Origin of the sequence: Parasphingopyxis lamellibrachiae (genome assembly GCF_003385775.1) — a bacterium.
Classification (GTDB): Bacteria; Pseudomonadota; Alphaproteobacteria; order Sphingomonadales; family Sphingomonadaceae; genus Parasphingopyxis; species Parasphingopyxis lamellibrachiae.
Genome location: NZ_QRDP01000004.1, coordinates 230,448 through 249,435, shown reverse-complemented (window position 1 = coordinate 249,435; position 18,988 = coordinate 230,448). Strand labels below are relative to the sequence as shown.

Annotated in this window: 20 protein-coding genes and 1 riboswitch; of the genes, 10 read left to right on the top strand and 10 right to left on the bottom strand. The window is 60.4% G+C overall.

Annotated elements, in window-relative coordinates; translation table 11 throughout:
- Window positions 1-18: 18 nt before the first annotated feature.
- The 4 genes from gcvH to DFR46_RS01290 form a co-directional block, all read right to left on the bottom strand.
- Complete coding sequence (gene gcvH / locus DFR46_RS01305; RefSeq protein ID WP_116234818.1) at window positions 19-390, bottom strand: glycine cleavage system protein GcvH; 372 nt, start codon at window positions 388-390, stop codon at window positions 19-21.
- A 13-nt stretch (window positions 391-403) separates the two neighbouring features.
- Window positions 404-1,579 carry a glycine cleavage system aminomethyltransferase GcvT gene (gcvT, locus tag DFR46_RS01300; protein WP_116234817.1) on the bottom strand — a complete coding sequence of 392 codons (1,176 nt, stop codon included), beginning with the start codon at window positions 1,577-1,579 and terminating at the stop codon, window positions 404-406.
- Window positions 1,580-1,723: 144 nt separating this feature from the next.
- Window positions 1,724-1,813, bottom strand: a riboswitch (glycine riboswitch).
- A 99-nt stretch (window positions 1,814-1,912) separates the two neighbouring features.
- Window positions 1,913-2,563 (bottom strand): MOSC domain-containing protein, encoded by a 651-nt coding sequence (locus tag DFR46_RS01295; protein ID WP_116234816.1) that lies wholly within the window; start codon window positions 2,561-2,563, stop codon window positions 1,913-1,915.
- A gap of 5 nt (window positions 2,564-2,568) precedes the next feature.
- Window positions 2,569-3,222, bottom strand: a complete 654-nt coding sequence (locus tag DFR46_RS01290) for a hypothetical protein (RefSeq protein WP_245953590.1) — start codon at window positions 3,220-3,222, stop codon at window positions 2,569-2,571.
- Between the two features lie 111 nt (window positions 3,223-3,333).
- Here DFR46_RS01290 and ispH point away from each other — a divergent pair, with 111 nt between their 5' ends.
- Genes ispH through rnhA form a run of 3 tightly spaced genes read left to right on the top strand, consistent with a single transcriptional unit; the run spans window position 3,334 to window position 5,692 of the window.
- Entirely contained in the window at window positions 3,334-4,284 is a 951-nt protein-coding gene (ispH, locus tag DFR46_RS01285; RefSeq protein WP_116234815.1) for a 4-hydroxy-3-methylbut-2-enyl diphosphate reductase, read from the top strand.
- 5 nt (window positions 4,285-4,289) lie between these two features.
- On the top strand, window positions 4,290-5,249 hold the full coding sequence (gene thrB, locus DFR46_RS01280) for a homoserine kinase (RefSeq protein ID WP_116234814.1): 960 nt from the start codon (window positions 4,290-4,292) through the stop codon (window positions 5,247-5,249).
- Window positions 5,246-5,692 carry a ribonuclease HI gene (rnhA, locus tag DFR46_RS01275; RefSeq protein WP_116234813.1) on the top strand — a complete coding sequence of 149 codons (447 nt, stop codon included), beginning with the start codon at window positions 5,246-5,248 and terminating at the stop codon, window positions 5,690-5,692. Before thrB ends, rnhA begins: the two co-directional genes overlap by 4 nt.
- A 32-nt stretch (window positions 5,693-5,724) precedes the next feature.
- On the opposite strand, the gene DFR46_RS01270 is transcribed toward rnhA, so the two are convergent.
- The 3 genes from DFR46_RS01270 to DFR46_RS01260 form a co-directional block, all read right to left on the bottom strand.
- Complete coding sequence (locus DFR46_RS01270) at window positions 5,725-5,901, bottom strand: YegP family protein (RefSeq protein ID WP_116234812.1); 177 nt, start codon at window positions 5,899-5,901, stop codon at window positions 5,725-5,727.
- An 89-nt stretch (window positions 5,902-5,990) separates the two neighbouring features.
- Entirely contained in the window at window positions 5,991-7,103 is a 1,113-nt protein-coding gene (locus tag DFR46_RS01265; RefSeq protein ID WP_116234811.1) for an NAD(P)/FAD-dependent oxidoreductase, read from the bottom strand.
- The gene (locus tag DFR46_RS01260) at window positions 7,100-8,056 is read right to left on the bottom strand and encodes an alpha/beta fold hydrolase (protein WP_116234810.1); all 957 of its coding nucleotides are present in this window, start codon (window positions 8,054-8,056) and stop codon (window positions 7,100-7,102) included. Before DFR46_RS01260 ends, DFR46_RS01265 begins: the two co-directional genes overlap by 4 nt.
- Before the next feature lie 48 nt (window positions 8,057-8,104).
- Between DFR46_RS01260 and DFR46_RS01255 the strand changes: the two genes are divergently transcribed.
- From DFR46_RS01255 to DFR46_RS01225, 7 genes are read left to right on the top strand one after another with little or no spacing between them, the layout of a single operon-like run.
- Window positions 8,105-8,584, top strand: coding sequence for an A24 family peptidase (locus DFR46_RS01255; RefSeq protein WP_116234809.1), 480 nt, complete (start codon window positions 8,105-8,107; stop codon window positions 8,582-8,584).
- Between the two features lie 37 nt (window positions 8,585-8,621).
- Window positions 8,622-9,671 (top strand): Flp pilus assembly protein CpaB, encoded by a 1,050-nt coding sequence (cpaB, locus tag DFR46_RS01250; protein WP_116234808.1) that lies wholly within the window; start codon window positions 8,622-8,624, stop codon window positions 9,669-9,671.
- A gap of 1 nt (window position 9,672) precedes the next feature.
- Window positions 9,673-11,211 carry a type II and III secretion system protein family protein gene (locus DFR46_RS01245; protein WP_116234807.1) on the top strand — a complete coding sequence of 513 codons (1,539 nt, stop codon included), beginning with the start codon at window positions 9,673-9,675 and terminating at the stop codon, window positions 11,209-11,211.
- 27 nt (window positions 11,212-11,238) lie between these two features.
- A complete protein-coding gene (locus DFR46_RS01240) occupies window positions 11,239-11,880 on the top strand; it encodes a CpaD family pilus assembly protein (protein WP_116234806.1) in 642 nt (213 codons plus the stop codon).
- Window positions 11,880-13,169: a pilus assembly protein CpaE gene (locus tag DFR46_RS01235; protein ID WP_116234805.1), complete on the top strand. Its 1,290-nt coding sequence runs from the start codon at window positions 11,880-11,882 to the stop codon at window positions 13,167-13,169. The genes DFR46_RS01240 and DFR46_RS01235 overlap by 1 nt, the downstream gene beginning before the upstream one ends.
- Before the next feature lie 53 nt (window positions 13,170-13,222).
- Window positions 13,223-14,200 carry a type II secretion system F family protein gene (locus DFR46_RS01230; protein ID WP_116234804.1) on the top strand — a complete coding sequence of 326 codons (978 nt, stop codon included), beginning with the start codon at window positions 13,223-13,225 and terminating at the stop codon, window positions 14,198-14,200.
- 20 nt (window positions 14,201-14,220) lie between these two features.
- Window positions 14,221-15,216 (top strand): type II secretion system F family protein, encoded by a 996-nt coding sequence (locus DFR46_RS01225; protein ID WP_116234803.1) that lies wholly within the window; start codon window positions 14,221-14,223, stop codon window positions 15,214-15,216.
- Between the two features lie 48 nt (window positions 15,217-15,264).
- Here DFR46_RS01225 and DFR46_RS01220 read toward each other — a convergent pair whose 3' ends face one another.
- The 3 genes from DFR46_RS01220 to ppdK are packed head-to-tail and all read right to left on the bottom strand — an operon-like array spanning window position 15,265 to window position 18,988.
- Window positions 15,265-15,789 carry a DUF1254 domain-containing protein gene (locus DFR46_RS01220; protein WP_116234802.1) on the bottom strand — a complete coding sequence of 175 codons (525 nt, stop codon included), beginning with the start codon at window positions 15,787-15,789 and terminating at the stop codon, window positions 15,265-15,267.
- Window positions 15,783-16,325 (bottom strand): DUF1214 domain-containing protein, encoded by a 543-nt coding sequence (locus DFR46_RS01215; protein ID WP_116234801.1) that lies wholly within the window; start codon window positions 16,323-16,325, stop codon window positions 15,783-15,785. The genes DFR46_RS01220 and DFR46_RS01215 overlap by 7 nt, the downstream gene beginning before the upstream one ends.
- Complete coding sequence (ppdK, locus tag DFR46_RS01210; protein ID WP_116234800.1) at window positions 16,322-18,988, bottom strand: pyruvate, phosphate dikinase; 2,667 nt, start codon at window positions 18,986-18,988, stop codon at window positions 16,322-16,324. Before ppdK ends, DFR46_RS01215 begins: the two co-directional genes overlap by 4 nt.

The window sequence follows — 18,988 nt, the reverse complement described above, 5'->3', positions numbered from 1 at the left end:
AAGGGAGAGGCCGTTCAGTTACAGACTGTCGACGAACGCCTTGTAAGCCTTGGCATCCATCAGACCTTCAAGCTCGCTCGAATCCGAAAGGGACATCCGGAAGAACCAGCCATCCTCTTCAGGTGATGTGTTCACGAGAGCCGGCTCGTCAGCGAGCGCATCATTGCCTTCGAGAATCTCTCCCGAAACCGGCGCATAGACGTCGCTCGCCGCCTTGACCGATTCGACAACAGCAGCGTCCGCGCCTTTTTCGAGTACGCTTCCGCTTTCAGGCACTTCGACGAACACGATATCGCCCAGTTGTTCCTGCGCATAATCGGTGATCCCGATCGTCGCATGATCGCCTTCGATATCGATCCATTCATGGTCTTCGGTAAAATAACGGGCCATCGCAGGCTTCCCCCTATTGCTTTGGTTGACGGTGATAATTGTGCGGTAAGAAAGGCATGGCAGTCACGATACCGGCAAAAGCCTTGCCGCGCTGCTCGATTGTGATCGTGTTTCCGGGCTCAACAAGGTCGGCGGGAACATAGGCCATGGCAATGGGCTGCCCGAGGCTCGGCGAAAAGCCGCCGCTGGTAATCTTGCCCACTTCCTTGCCATCAGCGTCCACAACACGCGCGCCTTCGCGCACCGGCTGCCTGCCTTCGATTGCCAGCCCGACGCGCTTGCGTTCGGCGCCCTGTTCGCGTTGCGCCAATATCATCGATGCCGCTGGAAAATCGGCGGCTTCGCGGCGGCGCTTGGACAATGCGAAACCGAGATCGGCCTCAATCGGGGTCGTTTCTTGGTCGATATCGTGGCCGTAGAGAGGCAATCCCGCTTCCAGGCGGAGCGAATCGCGCGCGCCGAGCCCGACCGGTTTTATCGCAGCATCGCCGCCCAGCGCTTCGGCCAAAGCCTCAACATGCTCGGCTGCCACCGATATCTCGAATCCGTCTTCACCGGTATATCCCGACCGGCTTGCCCAAAGGCCGATATCGCCTTCGGGGCTTTTCCAAGTGAAGCCGCCCGCCTGCATGAAATACAGCGCAGCGACCTCGGGCACGAGCCGGGCAAAAGCCTCACCGGCTTTCGGCCCCTGCAATGCGACAAGCGCGCGGTCTTCCATATGATGGACATGAACGGCGTCGGGCAGAATTTCGCGCAGATAGGCAAGATCGCCGTGCTTTGTCGCGCCATTGACGACCAGATAGAAATATTCCTGATCGTCGGGAACCGTCTCGCCTTCCGCCAGACCGCAAAGCTCGGGATCGGCATAGCCCAGCCGCGTCACCATCAGATCGTCGACAATTCCACCATCGGGCGCAAGCAGGAGTGAATAGCGCATCCGCTCGACGCCGAGTTTCCGGATTTCGCCGGGAAGAACCAGCTCCAAAGCAGCGGCTGCGCCCGGCCCGCTCACAATTATCTGTCCCATATGGCTGACATCAAACAGGCCCGCCGATTCGCGCGTCCACAGATGCTCGGCCATGATGCCTTCATACTGAATCGGCATCTCATAGCCGGCAAAACCGACCATCCGCGCACCCTGGGCCCGGTGCCAGCTGTCCAAAGGGAGTTTTGCATTCTCGCTCATATCTTCTCCGTGACCAGAACCGACCGGATTTCGCCCGGTCTGCCCCCTCTGTCACGGAAGCCTGAGAGCTTTCACCGCGCGGATTTCGCACGGCTTACCCCTTCGGCGGGACATGGAACTCCATATCCACTTTCCAGAGCACCGATTGGCCGCGCGGTCCTTTTGCCTGAGAGATTCCGGGGCGGTTGCTCCTTCGGCGGTGTGGCAAAGCACATCCTCTCCCGCGCAGTCATTCTGCCGGTTGCCCGGCAGCGGTATGACAATCGATTGGCGTCTGCCGCTGGGAGAGTCAATCACGCAGCAAACAGAAAATTTGAATCGAGGGGACGCCGGCTATCTCCCAAGCAGCGCCGCCGCCTTGGCCCGCCATACGCCCGACAGGGGCTCCAGCCCAGCAAGCTGTTCGAGGGCCTCCGGCTCGCTTTTGCCTTCTCCCTTGATAAGCAGGGAAAAAACCCGGGCGACGGTCCATTGCGGAAAAGGATTGGAGATCCGGGTGATGATGTCGCCAGAAGATGCGGTGCCGGCTTTCGTGACCCGATAATACCAGCCGCAGCGTGCCGATTTGACAATCAACGCCACCATTTCGGGCCATTGCATGACATGACCCTGTTTCCAGCAGGGCTGGCGGGCCTGGCTGATCTCGACAATCGCACTGCCAAGGGCAAAGCGATCGCCGATACAGACACCGTCCTCAACCAGCCTGGCAACGGAGATATTCTCGCCGAACGCTCCTGCAGAGGAAAGCATCGGATGGTCCGGTTTCAGCGTCCGCCAAAACGCATAATGATCCCGCGGATAATGGTGCAGCGCCATATCCGGCCCGCCATGAACCCGGCGATCGGCCTGTTCGTCCCCGGCCAGCCCCAGAGGACCGATCTCGGTCGCCCCGACAACAGGAACCTTTCCGATCGCGCTTTTTTCTTCACCCCTGATTGGAACGGCCCGGCCCGAAAGCAGGGCTTCAACCGTGAGAGCGTCCATCGGCGCTAGCGCGTGGCGTTATATTCGAGCTGATCGGGTTCGAGCTGGAAACCGATCAACAGTTCGAAGGTGATGGCGTCGACCGCCGCCCGGACCGCCGGGTCAGCCAGCGGGTCGAGCGCTGCATCCACATCGCCGGGACGGCGACGGCGGGTGATCCGCTCTTCCATATCCGGCGCCAAAGTCAGCGCTGCGCGAGAAATCTGCGTCGTTGCCTGCCCCGTCGTACTGGTCCGCAACTGGCCATCGGCAAAGTTCAGGCCCACCCGGCCAATCTCCTTGGAGACAATCTGGCCATTGCCGCGCAACACGGTCGCGAAATAGGGCAACACGATCTGCCGTGCACCGCTGGGATTCGTGCGGCGCGCCTGGACCTCGAAAGTGGCCACGGTCTGAACCGCGCCGGCAACATCGGAGCAGCTGTTGCGGATATTGGTGATAACCGCCGTTGCATCAATCGCGCTGGCTTCCCGGCTCGAACGCGGGCTGAAAAGGGTGATCTCGTTGGTATGAACCGGCGTCGCGACAGCCGGACATGCCGTCCGGTTTACCAGCAGACCGATTCCGGATTCCGATGCCGAGATAACATCGCGCCGCCCGCAAGAAGCGAGTGCCAGCCCGATAGCGGCGACCAAAATGATATTTCCATATTTCCGCACAAACGAAATCCTTACTCTATTTTTTGGCATCTCAAGAACGATGCCCGAATACGCTGCCCCCTCATAGGAAGCGGCTTCCGTCGCTGCAAGCAATCGCGTAAGAGCCCGGTTATGAACGACACCAAAACCGCCCTGACACTATTGATCACCGCTCCGCGCGGATTTTGCGCGGGCGTCGACCGCGCTATCCGTATCGTCGAGCTGGCGATCGAAAAATACGGCGCGCCGGTCTATGTCAGGCATGAGATTGTTCACAACCGCTATGTCGTTGATACGCTGAAGGAAAAAGGTGCGGTTTTTGTGGAAGAGCTTGACGAGGTGCCGGATGATGTCCCGGTCGTTTTTTCCGCTCATGGCGTCCCCAAGGCAGTTCCGGCAAAGGCAGAGGAGCGCGGCCTGGATTACCTCGACGCCACCTGCCCCCTTGTTTCGAAGGTCCATCGTCAGGCGGAACGCCTGGTCGGACGAGGCCAGCACATCCTGTTCATCGGCCATCGCGACCATCCCGAAGTGGTCGGCACATTCGGCCAGGTCCCTCCTGGCGCGATGACGCTCATCGAAACGCGCAGCGATGCTGAGACCGTCGAACCGCCCGATACAGGCAATCTGGGTTTCCTTACCCAGACCACACTCTCGGTCGACGACACGCGCGACATCATTGAAGTGCTGAACCAGCGCTTTCCCGAGATCATCGCGCCGCGTAGCGAGGATATCTGCTACGCGACATCGAACCGGCAGGAAGCGGTCAAGGCCATCGCCTCGCAATGCGATTTCATGCTGGTGATAGGCGCGCCGAACAGCTCCAATTCCCTTCGCCTGGTGGAAGTTGCTGAACGGCAGGGTACGGCGGCCAGGCTGATCCAGCGCGCAACGGACATAGATTTTGGCTGGCTTGTGGGCATCGAAACACTGGGAATCACGGCTGGCGCTTCGGCGCCGGAAATTCTCGTTCGAGAGGTTGTCGAGATGTTGACGAAGCACTTCGACGTCACCGAACGCGAAGTGGAAACGACGCGCGAGAAGATGCTGTTCAAACTGCCTCGCGGCCTCGAAGCGGCCTAACTTCCATGGCTGTTTATACCCAGGTCTCGGCTGAACGCATCGCCGAATTGCTGTCTCGTTACGATGTCGGGACGCTGGTTTCCGCCAAAGGCATCGCCGAGGGTGTGGAGAACAGCAATTACGTGCTTGAGACGGACCGAAGCCGTTTCATTCTCACGCTCTATGAAAAACGCGTCGATGCGGATGACCTGCCTTTTTTCTTGAAGCTTCTCGATCACCTCGCCGCCCGAGGACAGCCTGTGCCGCCAGCAATTGCCGATAAGGCAGGAAGGCAGATCCAGTCCGTCAACGGCAAACCAGCGTGCCTTATTGTCTTTCTTCCTGGCCTTTCTCCAGGCGAACCCAATGTTGCGCAGAGTCGCTCTGCCGGCGCCGCGCTCGGCAAACTGCATCAGTCGCTGATTGATTTTGCAGATTTGCGCCCGAACACGCTCTCATTGCCCGGCTGGCACGAACTCGCACGGCGCTGCGGCGATGCGCTTGAGGAAATCGCACCCGACCTTGGCAAAATCGTGGCCGAGGAACTGGCTTTTCTGGATGCCAACTGGCCATCGGAATTGCCCCGCTCGGCCATTCATGCCGATCTTTTTCCAGACAATGTGCTGATGCTTGACGACAAGGTCACCGGAATCATCGACTTCTATTTCGCCTGTACCGACATTCGCGCATATGATCTCGCGGTAACCCATGCGGCATGGTGCTTCGACGATGAAGGCCGGAGTTTCGATGCCGAACGCTCCGCCGCCCTGATCGCAGGCTATGCGGAACAACTGCCATTGAGCGATGACGAACGCGAAGCACTACCTATACTGGCGCGCGGCGCATCGCTGCGCTTTCTGCTGACCCGGGCCTGGGACTGGCTCAACACGCCGGACGACGCGCTGGTCACACGCAAGGATCCCGCCGCCTTTCTTCGCCGCCTCGAATTTTACCGGGCAGCCGGTAGCGAACTGTTCGCCCGATGAGCCTGGTCGAGATTTTCACCGACGGATCCTGCAAGGGTAACCCCGGTCCCGGCGGCTGGGGCGCGATCATCCGCTATGGCGGCCATGAGAAAGAGATTTCGGGCGCAGACCCCAAAACGACCAACAACCGGATGGAATTGCTCGCCGCGATCCGCGCGCTACAGGCTCTGAAACGGCCAAGCAGGGTGCGCCTGACGACGGACAGCAATTATGTGAAGGACGGCATCACCAAATGGATCCATGGCTGGATCCGCAACAATTGGCGCACCGCCGCCAAAAAGCCGGTCAAAAATGCAGAGCTCTGGCGAGAATTGCTGGCCGCTACGGATGTGCACGACATCGAATGGGCCTGGGTGAAGGGCCATGCCGGGCATCCGGATAATGAACGCGCGGACCGGCTCGCCAGCGATGCTGCCGACGCACTTGTCGCTGCGGGACGCTGACCGCTTTAAGGCGGGTCTTCGAGAATCAGGCGCTAGCTATTGTCTTCGATGGGAGCGTCAGGGCCTTTGGTCTGGATCGACTTGATCGCATTTTTGGCGCTCGCTTTGCTGGAATAACCTTCAGTCCAGAACATCACTTCCGAATTATATTTGAAGCGAACGCGGAACTCGCCCTTTTTGTCTTTCCAGATTTCGAACTTATGCGCCATCGGATGCTCCCATAGGTTGGTCAATCATCAGGAATAGGGGAAAAGGACAAGGAGGCAAAGGGCACGCGCTGTACAAGCCCGACAACGGATCAGGCAAACCGGCCCGGTGAATAGCGGTCGGCCTCGACACCGGCTAACAGAGCAGGCTTGGCATCCCCAATCAGGAGAGACCGGCACAACATAGCTCCGGCAGGTGCCGTCTGGATTCCAAAACCGCCCTGCCCCGCGCACCAGAAGAAACCGGGCGCTTCCGGGTCGAACCCGTAGACCGGAAGCCGGTCGCCCGCGAAGCTTCGGAGCCCCGCCCATTTCTTTTCGACCGCCAGCACTTTCCAGTCGACGGCTTTTTCGAACCGGTCGATGGCATAAGCGATATCGATCTCTTCCGGCGCAGCGTCGCCCGGTTTGGCCGGTGTTTCGTCATGCGGACTGAGCCAGATTCGCCCCGCCCCCTCGCTCTTGAAATAGAATTTTCCCGCAGCATCGATAACGAGTGGCAAGTTTTCCGGTGCCGCGGGGTCTGTCCTGAGCTGGATCACCGTACGCCGGTAGGGAGCGACACCCATCTTCCTGGCACCTGCCATCGCCGCAACGCGGTCCGCCCAGGCGCCTGCCGCATTGATAATGACAGCCGCTTCGACCCATTCCTTGCCTGCAAATACCCGCCAGCAGCCCTTACGCGGCTCGATGGCGGTGGCAGGCGCCGAACAGCGCAACTGCGCGCCATGTGCTTGCGCCGCACGCAAATAGGCCTGATGCAGCCCGCCGACATCGATATCGGCACAGCTCGGTTCCCAGATCGCGCGATCCCAGCCACTGCGAAGCCCAGGACACAGCGCAACCAGCGCCGCAGGCGAGGCATGTTCCAGGGTCACATCGCTCGCGGCGAATTCGGCTGCAAGGCGGTCCAGCCGCGCATATCCCGATTGATCGGCTATATGCAGCGCCCCGCTCGGATCCAGAAAAGGCCGCTTTGAAAACGCGGCGGGCGGCTCTGCAAGAAATCCATGCGAAGCGCTGGTCAACGGCTGAACGGATGGACCGCCATAGGTTTCCGACCAGAAAGCCGCGGACCGGCCCGTGGCATGATAGCCGGGAAAGTCTTCCGCCTCGAGAATCAGTACGGTTCCGGCAGGCGCCAGCTCCGCAGCAAGGCTCGCACCGGCCATACCGGCGCCGACAATGGCGAAATCATAGATCATCGGGCGTGCGCTACGCGCGCCTCCAGAAACTCGGCGATTCTGGCCATAAACGCCGCACGCATATCATCCCGCTCGCGCAACACTTCGTGCGCGGCATGGTCGTGCATGTACAATTCCGCTTTCGGCAGGCGCTCTGCCGCTTCGTATATCGCCCTGGCCTTGACGAGCTTGTCCTGCACAGCGGCGACAATCAGAACAGGTGTCGCCACGGCCTCGAACGTGCCCGGAGCGAACATGGCGGCGGACGAGGCATAGGCGGATACAAGCCATTTCCAACTCGGCGGGCCGATTTTAAGCTCCGGTTTCTGGCCTAGCCACCACGCTTCATCGGAATAGCGGTCAAAATCATGGGTCAGCAGCTTTTGCCGGGAGCTGCCGGGCAAGGACGGCCGTTCATTCTCCTGCCAGGCATGCTGGTCGCCAAAACCGAAGCGGACAAATTGACGGGCCACGAACCTGGCCAGTCGCTCCGGCATCGGTTTGCTGACGACTTTCAGCATGGGCGCGCTGAAGATGGCACCATCCAGATCGGGGCAATGGTCGACCAGATAGCGCATGGCGATGTGCCCGCCCATCGAATGCGCGACGAGCACATGCGGCCCCGGCATTTCGTCTCGCCATTGGGTCACAAATTCATCAAGCTCGGCAACCCAGGGATCAAAGCTTTCGGTATGGCCGACCGTAGGGTCGGTCAAAAATCTCCCCGATCCTGATTGTCCGCGCCAGTCAAAGCCCGTGAGATTCCAGCCGGCATCGTGCCATTCGGCCAGGCTTTCGAGATATTTTTCAAAAATGTCACCACGGCCCGTCTGAAAAACCATGCTGCCCCGAACCGGTCGATCATCGGGCGCAGGCCAGGCCCAGCGCCGGTTATCCCAGCCATCGCGGGTGCTCCAGCGGTCCAGGATCATCCCATCGGGATAGGCGCGGCGGTTAACTTGGTATTTTTTCATAGTTGCTGGTTACGGTTTAGAAAGCAGTAAGCCTTAGGGCCATCCCCTATGACAGGGGTAACACCATTTTATTCGATCGCGTTGCTCGTCCCGGCGCTGCTGTATGCAGCCTATGGCGACTGGCTGCGCCGCGACATTCCAAACAAGCTGAACGCTGCCATCGCGCTGACCGCACCGCTATACTGGTGGGCCGCCGGTTTTTCTCTCTGGCCGGAAATCACGATCATCGTCGGGCTGGCTCTCGCCTTGTTCCTTCTCTTCACATTCGCCTTTGCAATCGGTGCAATGGGCGGCGGCGACGTCAAGATGATCGGCGCGCTCGCCCTTTGGATGACGCCATTGCAGCTTCCCGTCATGCTGACCGTGATGGCGCTGTCCGGTGGCGCGCTGACAATCGCGATGATGATTCACCATCGCCGCACCGGGAAAACGGAAAAGCCTGAAATTCCATACGGGATCGCGATCGCGATTGGCGGTCTCTGGGTGGTGATGAACGAGATTTTAACCATTGGGGCCGTAACAAACTAACTGGCCAAGAAAAGCCTGACAGGAGGCAAAGACCGTCATGGACGCACGTAAAGTCATTTTGCTCGTAGGCGCACTGCTTATCGCAGTCGTTACCGCCTTTATGGCACGCAGCATGTTTGTGGGCAGCAGCACACCGACTGCCGTCGCAGCCGAGGCTCCGCAAGGACCGATGGTGCTCGTCGCAACGCGCGCCCTTCCCGTCGGCACAATCATCAATCAGGATAGTTTTCGCTATCAGCCATGGCCGGCAGAGCTGATCGAGGGCACCTATTTCATTCGCGATGAATCGGATATCGACGATCTGCTCGGTACGGTTGTTCGCAACGACATCACCGCTGGTCAGCCCATCACACAGGGTTCGCTGGTTCGTCCGGGTGATCGCGGCTTCCTCGCCGCAGCGCTTGGCCCGGGCATGCGCGCCGTCACTGTGCCGGTTTCGGTACAAAGCGGCGTGGCCGGCTTCGTATTCCCGGGTGACCGGGTCGATCTGGTCCTGACACAGGAAGTCGAAGGCGGCGGCGATGGCCCTCCATTGCACGCCTCGGAAACCATTATCCGCAACCTTCGTATCCTGGCTGCCGATCAACGCACGACAACCGAAACCGATGAGAATGGCGACAGCCGGGTTCAGGTTTCGAACACTGTAACTGTTGAAACGACGCCGCGTATTGCAGAGAAAATCGCAGTCGCGCAAACGATCGGCCAGCTTTCGCTCTCGCTCCGTTCGATCGCCGACAATACGGCAGAGCTCGAGCGCGCGATTGCCGCAGGCGAAGTCGATATGCCGGACAGCGATGATCCGGAAGCCGAACGCCGCATGCTGATCGAAGTCGCTCAGCGTCCGATCGATACGGATACTACCTATGTCACAGGCGGAGACGTCTCGCGCTTCCAGCGTCGCACGGTTCCCGCACAGGGCACCGACAATAGCGGCCCTGGCGACACTGCGGCCCAGATGGCCGCTGCGATGATCTCGGCCGCCACTGGCAATCCAATGCCTGTCGCACCTGCCGGACGCCCGGCCGGACCGTCGGTTCGCGTCGCCCGTGGCAACTCTGTCACCCATGTAGAGGTTGGGGGTAATTAAGATGACCATCACACGCAAAACGCGCTTCCATGCACTTGCTGCCGTTGCAGCGACTGCCCTCGTCGCCAGCCTTAGCGCGCCGATTGCGGCACCGGCCCAGGCGCAGACGGTTGCCCGTCCCCAGCCGACAGATAATCTGACCCTGTCCGTTGGACGCGGCCAGCTGGTCGATCTGCCGCGCGCGATGAGCGATCTGTTCGTCGCCAACGACGCAATCGCAGATGTCCAGGTTCGGTCTTCGAGGGCGCTGTACGTGTTCGGCAAAGCGGCAGGCGAGACGACAGTCTATGCGACCGACAGCGCCGGCAATGTGGTTTATTCCGCAACCGTACGCGTCGGAACAAACCTGAACAGCGTTTCGTCGATGCTCGATCTGGCCATGCCGGAAGCGCAGATTGCGGTTACGCCGATGAACGGCCTGGTACTGCTCACCGGTACGGTCGCATCGCCCAGCGATGTGCAGGAAGCTCAGTCGCTTGTGCAGGCCTTTGTAGGTGAAGAAACACAGGTGGTCAGCCGCCTGCGCACCGCAACGCCGCTGCAGGTCAACCTGCAGGTCCGCATCGCTGAGGTCAGCCGTTCGGTTGTCCGCGATATCGGTGTGAACCTGCTTACCCGCGATACGACCGGCGGGTTCCAGTTCGGCGTCGCCCAGGGGCGCGCCGGTGCGATCACCACGGACGAAACGACTGGTGCCATCACTGGTTTCCAGGGTCTTGCAAACGCAACCACATTTGGCGCGGCGGGTAATTTGCTCGGTCTCGACATCGGTAGCGCGCTCGACCTTGCGGAGACAGAGGGCCTGGTCACCACGCTTGCAGAACCGAACCTCACCGCGCTTTCCGGCGAAACGGCAAGTTTCCTTGCCGGCGGCGAGTTCCCGATCCCCCTTTCACAGGGTCTCGGCTCGGTTTCGATCGAATATAAGCAATTCGGCGTGAGCCTGGCCTTTACGCCAATCGTGCTGGCAAACGGCCGCATTTCAATGCGCGTTCGCCCGGAAGTTTCGGAGCTTTCCGACAATGGCGCGATCACGCTCAACGGCTTTACCGTGCCAGCGCTTACGACCCGTCGTGCGGAAACGACCGTCGAGCTTGGTTCAGGCCAGAGCTTCATGATCGCCGGACTGTTGCAGAACAGCCATAACACGACCGTCAACCGCACGCCCGGCCTCGGTGACGTGCCGATCCTCGGCGCGCTGTTCCGCTCGAACCGCTGGCGCCGTGCCGAAACGGAATTGGTGATCGTTGTAACGCCGTATCTGGTCCAGCCGGTATCGGCCAACCAGATCGCGCTGCCGACCGACGGGTACCAGTCGCCGAACGCCGCCGAACGGTTACTGCTCGGCCGGACCTACCGGGGTGAAACCGGTGCAACGCGCCCCGGCCCGACAATGGCTCCGCCGACAACAGTACAGCCGGGAATCGACGCCGGCGCTGCCAATCAGGCGCTCCCGTCACCGGCTGGGTCGCCGCAGCAAAATGCCGTGGCAGAGCCTGCCGGCAGCAGCGCCGCACCCGGCTTTTCGTTCAACGATTAGTTTCAGCGTTTCTTGGAGAAGATAATCATGCGTATTATTGCAACTTCCGCCCTTCTCGCCGTCGCCAGCACGCTGGCCGCCTGTGCAGGCGGGCCAAGCAATCCTGGCCTGACATCGCTGAATCAGCCTGTTGTGAGCCGGACGGATTATGTGTTCGACGTGGCCGCCAATGGCGACACGCTTTCCTATAGCGAACAGGCCCGGGTGGCCGACTGGTTCGAAGCTCTGGAGCTCGGATATGGCGATCGCATCTCGATCGACGATCCCAGCCCGTACGGCACCGCCGGACGCCGGGATTCGGTGGCCGAGATCGCGGGGCGCTACGGCTTGCTGCTTGCCAGCCAGGCGCCCGTCACAGCCGGCCAAGTTGCTCCCGGCCACATGCGTATCGTTGTCAGCCGGACGCAGGCAGAAGTGCCGAACTGCCCCAACTGGGATCGCGGATCGACCTTCAACTATTCCGGATCTGCGACATCCAATTATGGGTGTTCGACCAATAGCAACGTTGCCGCAATGGTCGCTAACCCGGAAGATCTGATCCGTGGTCAATCCGGCGACAGCTCAGGCGATCCGCGCACGACTTCGCGCGCCATCGGCACATACAGAGAAGCAACGCCGACCGGTACGGAAGGTTTGCAGAATGAAGCCACTTCTGGAGGAGGCAACTAATGAACGCACCTTTTAACTCCGGTTCGGCTGGCTTGCGGGAACCATTCCAAGCATATGTTTGCGACGAGGAAACGGCAGAAATGCTGAAGCCCGTCGTTACCGAGCTTGGCTGGGCGCAAGAGAAGGTCAACAAAGGCGGCCTGCAAAATGCAGTCCAGTCGCTCTCGGTTTCGGCCAGCCCGAACATCCTGTTTGTCGATCTGTCGGAAAGCAGCGACCCGCTCAACGACATCAACAACCTTGCCGAAGTCTGCGAGCCGGGAACGGTCGTTATCGCATCTGGCCAGGTCAACGATGTTCGCCTGTATCGCGATCTGCTGACCAGCGGCATTCAGGATTATCTGCTCAAGCCTTTCAGCGCCGATCAGCTGCGCGACACATTGACCCAGGCTCAGATGGTTCTTGCCGGTCCGCGCAACGCAGATGGCGACGAACAGGATCGCCCGCATGTCATGACCGCCTTTATCGGCACACGCGGCGGCGTTGGCGCGTCGACCCTTGCAAGTTCGGTTGCCTGGCAATTGAGCGCTCAGCAGGGACGTCTCACCGCTCTTCTGGATCTCGACATCCATTTCGGAACGGACGCTCTTGCGCTCGATCTGGAACCGGGACGTGGTCTTATCGACGCGATCGAAAACCCGAGCCGTATCGATGGGCTCTTTATCGAACGCGCGATGGTCAAGGCGAACGAAAAACTTGCCGTTCTCTCGGCCGAAGCACCTATCAACCAGCCCATGCTGACGGATGGCTCTGCTTATTATCAGCTGGAAGAAGAACTGCGAAGCGCCTTCGAACTGTCGGTAATCGATATTCCGCGGCAGACGCTGATCCAGTATCCCCATCTGCTCAACGAAGTGAACCGCGCAGTGGTCGTGACCGAACTGACGCTCGCTGCGACGCGCGATACGATTCGCCTGCTTTCCTGGTTCAAGTCGAACGCACCGCAATGTCAGGTTATCCTCGTTGCAAACCGCGTACCGGCTGGCGGCGCCCTCGAGATTTCGAAAAAGGATTTCGAAACCTCGGTCGAACGCAAGATCGACATGGTCATCCCGTTCGATCAGAAAACCGCCGTCCAGGCAGCGAAACTCGGCAAAACGCTAGCCGAAGCCAGCGGTTCCGGAAAAACCGGATCTCTGCTGAAGCAGCTCGCCGAACAGGTCTCCAGCCTCGATGGCGAAGATCGGGACGCGGAAACGGTCGCCGGTGGATCGCTCATGGACAAGCTCGGCAGCTTCAAATCCCTGATTTCCAAAAATCCGGGAAAAAAGAAAACCGTGGACGCCTAACTCGGCCCAAGCTGCGCAAGCGGCCGAGCCAGTAGCGATTGGAAAGAATATATATGTCTATCCTACCCCTGATTATCTTCTTCCTCGGGATGCTTGGTTTCCTGGCACTGGTCTATTTGGCCTTTGCGGGTCCCAATGTGCAAAAGGCGCAGGCCAAAAGGCTCGGCGCTTTGCGGCGGCGTCATTCGGCGTCAACAAGCCAGATTGCTGCCGAAACGCAGCTGAACCGCATTCTGGCCAAGCGCAATACGAAGATGGACAATCTGGCGGGCCGCTTCCTTCCGCGACCGGAAATGCTGCGCACCCGGCTGGAGCAAACCGGCATGAGCTGGACGCTCAGCCAGTATATGATGGTCAGTGTCGCAATCTCGATCTTGATCGGGGTATTCCTGTTCTTCAAGGGTATGCCGATCCTGCTCGGCCTGCTGGTCGGCAGTTTTGTCGGCCTCGCGGTCCCGCACATGATCGTCGGCTTTCTGATCAAGCGGCGCGTAAACAAGTTTACCGTCAAATTTCCCGATGCCATTGAGCTGCTCGTGCGCGGGTTGCGTTCGGGTCTGCCGATTTCGGAAACGTTATCGGTTGTCGCGACCGAAGTCCCCGATCCCGTGGGCGCGGAATTTACCGGCGTGGTCGACAAGATGAAAATCGGCAAGACCATGGATGAAGCGCTGGAAGGCACGGCGAAACGCCTGGGTACGCCGGAATTCAACTTTTTTTGCATCACTCTTGCCATCCAGCGTGAAACTGGCGGCAACCTTGCCGAAACGCTGTCGAATCTTGCCAATGTCCTGCGCCAGCGCAGTCAGATGAAACTCAAGATCAAGGCAATGTCGGCTGAATCCAAAGCCTCTGCCTATATTGTGGGTTCGTTGCCGTTCATCGTGTTCGCGATGATCATGACGATCAATCCCGGCTATATGGGCGGTTTCTTCGTCGACGAACGACTGATGATCACCGGACTGGGCGGCCTGGTCTGGATGGGTATCGGCGTGTTCATCATGGCCAAAATGGTCAACTTCGAAATTTAGCGGACGGGAGCGAGAATATTATGACCGAAGCTGCCGGACCAACAATCCTCGGTGTCGACGTTTTTCTGGTTGCGACCCTGCTCGCAGCCGTGGCGACCTTCGCCATGCTTGTGGCGCTTTATGCGGCAACGACCGTGCGAGATCCCATGGCGAAACGCGTCAAGGCGCTCAACGATCGCCGTGAACAGCTGAAGGCGGGTATCACCGCCTCGGCCCGCCGCGAACGCAAATCGCTGACGCAAAAGAACGAGACGACGGACCGGATGCGGTCCCTCCTCAAATCGCTCAACACGCTTCAGGACGATCAGCTTCAACAGGCCCAGCAGCGGCTCGCCCAGGCAGGCATCCGCTCGAAGGATCTCGCCGTTGCGGTTATTTTCGGCCGCCTCGTCCTGCCGATCGTTATCGGTGGCGGGCTGGCGATAGCGGTGTTCGGCTTCGGCTATCTTGCCGACTATACTCCGTTCAAGAAATTCATGATCGTCGGTGGCACGTTCCTGCTCAGCTACAAGGCGCCCGATCTGTACGTTTCGAACAAGGTCGCCAAACGATCGAACGAGATTCGCAAAGGCTTGCCCGATGCGCTCGATCTGCTTGTGATCTGTGCCGAGGCGGGTCTAACCGTCGATGCGGCCTTTACCCGCGTCGCCCGCGAACTGGGCGCTGCCTATCCGGAACTGGGTGATGAATTCGCGCTGACGGCAATCGAACTCGGCTTCCTTACCGAACGGCGCCAGGCCTTTGAGAACCTTGCCTATCGCGTCGACCTGGAGGCCGTCCGCGGTGTCGTCACAACTATGATCCAGACCGAGAAATACGGCACACCGCTGGCCAGCGCCCTGCGCGTGCTGTCGGCCGAATTCCGCAACGAACGCATGATGCGCGCCGAGGAAAAGGCGGCGCGTCTGCCGGCGATCATGACGATCCCGCTGATTTTGTTCATTCTGCCGGTGCTTTTCGTCGTGATCCTCGGGCCGGCGGCCTGTTCGATCTCCGACAATTTCGTCGGCGGATAATATCAGGCGGGGCCGGGCTTCTCTCACCCGGCCCCGTTTGTTTTCCTTTTAGTTCAGCGGTGCACAGCGCGCGTTGCGGCGGTCGATGTCGATCGCATCGAACGATCCCCGCTCCGGCACCAATATTCTGAGCACCGCGAGACCGCGATTGCTCGACACCCTGACAGTTTCTATCGCGTCCGGAACGGACTGCCCTTCCCCCACCAATGCGATACGCACAGGCTGACCATTCGCCTCACGGTCGTTGCGGACAAAGGCGACATTGGTGGCGGCATCGAAAACCGATAGCGACCAGTAGGGCGAACCGATGGGTTCAATGACAATTTCGAGCGGAGCGTCCGTTAGGTCGAACAGACAGGTTGAATAGGCCAGATCCGGGCTGGGCCTTACGATCACGCGGCGTTCGGCCGTGCTGAGCGGGGCATGCCCCATGGCGTTGACCGGCGCATTCTGCTCCAACCGGCCCATCACCAGATGCATCAGCGCACGCGGCGTCATCGCCACCGTTCCCCAATAGACCAGCATCGCAATAGCAGCGACCAGCGCGATCCAGCCAAACCTGTGCTTCAGCATGACAGCCGCTCAATCTCGGGCAAGGGCCCCTCCACCAGTCCATCGCCGGGGCCATAGGCCCTGATGGTCAGTTCGAAAGCTTCGCCGGCGCGCGTTACAACGTCCGCCGCGCTCGCCTCGGGACCGACCATGGCCAGAATCGGTTCCGCTCCGTCACCACCCGCCGAATAGGCGTGGGTCGCGTTGGGGATCAGGTGCGAGTCGGTGCCATAGGCGGTGACGCTCCACCAACGGGCAGGCAAGGGCGGTCCGCTGATCCGGTAGCGGCAACCGCCATCCAATGCTCTCCCCTCGCTGTCGATGGCGGCGTTCAGGTAAATGGCTTCGCTGGCGGTCAGCGCCATCAGGCCGCGCACGGCCACGATCGCCCGCTCCCGGTCGCTGGCTTCTGCGGATCCGAAATTCTGAGACGTGACCCAGGGGCCGCTGCGGATGTCGAAAGCGTCGATGCCCGCGCGCAGCGACCACCAGACCGCTCCCAGGCCAATGGCAATCCCAAGGATCAGCGCGCACACTATCCTCAGGGCCAGCCTCATAGCGCCTTCCCGAGGGCTGCCTGCGCCGCGGCAAGCCGCGCGATTGGCACGCGATAGGGCGAGGCGCTGACATAATCGAGCGCCACCTGCTCGCAAAAGGCGATCGATGCCGGATCGCCGCCATGCTCGCCGCAAATGCCAAGCTTGACGTTCGGCTTGGTCGCCCTGCCCCGCTCCGCAGCAAGCGCAATCAGCTCCCCGACGCCTTCGACATCCAGCGTAACAAATGGATCGCGCGGATAAATGCCCTGGTCGACATATGTGCCGAGGAACCGCCCGGCATCGTCGCGCGACACACCCAATGCGGTTTGCGTGAGATCATTGGTGCCAAAGCTGAAAAACTCGGCCTGTTCGGCGATTTCACCCGCCCGCAATGCAGCGCGCGGCAGCTCGATCATTGTGCCGACCAGAAAGTCGACACGCGCGCCTTTCTCTTCGAATACAGCGTCGGCTGTCCGGTCGATGACCGCCTTCATCAGCTCCAGCTCACGCCGCGTTGCGACCAAAGGCACCATGATTTCAGGGATCGGTGCCTCGCCGCTTTTTTCGGCCACATCGAGCGCCGCTTCGAAGATCGCGCGCGCCTGCATCTCGTAAATCTCGGGATAGGTGACGCCGAGGCGGCACCCGCGATGGCCGAGCATCGGATTGAACTCATGCAGTTCGCTGACCCGGCGGCGCAGCGTATCGATCGACACATCCACAGCATCCGCAACTTCCTGCAGCTCATCCTCGCCATGCGGGAGAAACTCATGCAGCGGCGGATCAAGGAGACGGATCGTCACCGGAAGACCGGCCATGATCGTGAATATCTCGGTAAAATCCTGACGCTGTTCGGGGAGCAGTTTGCCCAGCGCCGTGCGCCGACCCGCTTCATTCTCAGCCAGGATCATCTGCCGCACAGCCGTAATCCGCGCGGCGTCGAAGAACATATGCTCGGTACGGCAAAGCCCAATGCCTTCAGCGCCGAATTCCCGCGCCGTCCGGCAATCCGCCGGCGTTTCCGCATTGGTGCGCACCCGCATCCGGCGGGATTTGTCGGCCCAGACCATCAGCTGCCCGAAATCGCCGGCCAGCTCGGGCTGGATCGTGGCAACCTCGCCGACCATCACTTCGCCGGTCGCGCCGTCGATCGTGATCATGTCGCCTTCGCCGATTTCGCGGTCCATTGCCGTGAACATTTTCGCCTTGGCGTCGATGGCGACGCTGCCGGTGCCCGAAACGCAGGGCCGGCCCATGCCGCGCGCGACGACCGCCGCGTGGCTCGTCATCCCGCCGCGCGCCGTAAGAATACCCTTGGCGGCATGCATGCCGTGAATATCCTCCGGGCTGGTCTCGACCCGGACCAGTATCACATCGTCGCCCATCGCCGCGCGATGCTCGGCTGTGTCGGCGTCGAAGACGACGACACCGGACGCAGCACCCGGCGATGCGGGAAGGCCGCGCGCGATAACATCGCGTTCCGCTTCGGGATCGAGCGTCGGATGCAGCAACTGGTCGAGCGCACCGGGATCGACGCGCAGCACCGCTTCCTCTTCGGTGATGAGCCCCTCACCCGCCATATCGACGGCGATCTTGAGCGCGGCCTTGGCCGCGCGCTTGCCCGAGCGCGTCTGCAGCATCCAGAGTTTGCCGCGCTCAACCGTGAATTCGATATCCTGCATGTCGCGATAATGGTTTTCGAGGAGATCGAAGACCTTGGCCAGCTCGACAAATGTTTCGGGCATCGCCTCTTCCATCGCGGCGGGCTTTGCCCCTGCCCGCTGACGCGCGGCAGTCGTCAGATATTGTGGCGTGCGGATTCCGGCGACGACATCTTCGCCCTGCGCATTGATCAGCCATTCGCCATAATAGGCGCGTTCGCCGGTGGCCGGATCGCGGGTGAAGGCGACGCCGGTCGCGCTGGTTTCGCCCATATTGCCGAACACCATGGCCTGCACGTTTACGGCCGTGCCCCAGTCGCCAGGAATATCGTTGATCCGGCGATAAACCTTGGCGCGTTCCGCCTGCCAGGAGCCGAACACGGCGCCGACCGCGCCCCAGAGCTGGTCCTGCGGGTCCTGCGGGAAAGGATGGCCGAGTTCCGCCTCGGCGAGGCGCATATATTCGCCGACCAGCTTCTGCCAGTCCTCGGATTCCATCTCCGTATCGAGATATATGCCCTTGTCTTCCTTTGCAATTTCCAGCGCCTCTTCAAAGGCATCATGATCGAGACCGAGCACGACATCGCAATACATCTGGATGAAACGGCGATAGCTGTCCCAGGCGAAACGCGGATCGCCCGACGTATCCGCCAGCCCCTTCACCGTCTCATCATTTAGCCCAAGGTTGAGCACCGTATCCATCATGCCCGGCATCGAAACGCGCGCGCCGGAACGCACGGACACCAACAGCGGATCAGCCGCATCGCCAAAGCCTTTGCCGGTTATCTGTTCGACATGGGCGATCCCCGCTGCAACCTGTTCGCGCAGCTCATCGGGAAAGGCCTGCCCTTCCTCATAATAGCGTGTGCACATTTCCGTGCTGATCGTGAAACCGGGAGGGACCGGCAGGCCGATGGACGACATTTCGGCAAGATTGGCCCCCTTGCCGCCCAGCAGATTCTTGTCTCCTGATCCGCCTTCGGAAACACCGCCCCCGAAACGATACACATATTGGGTCAT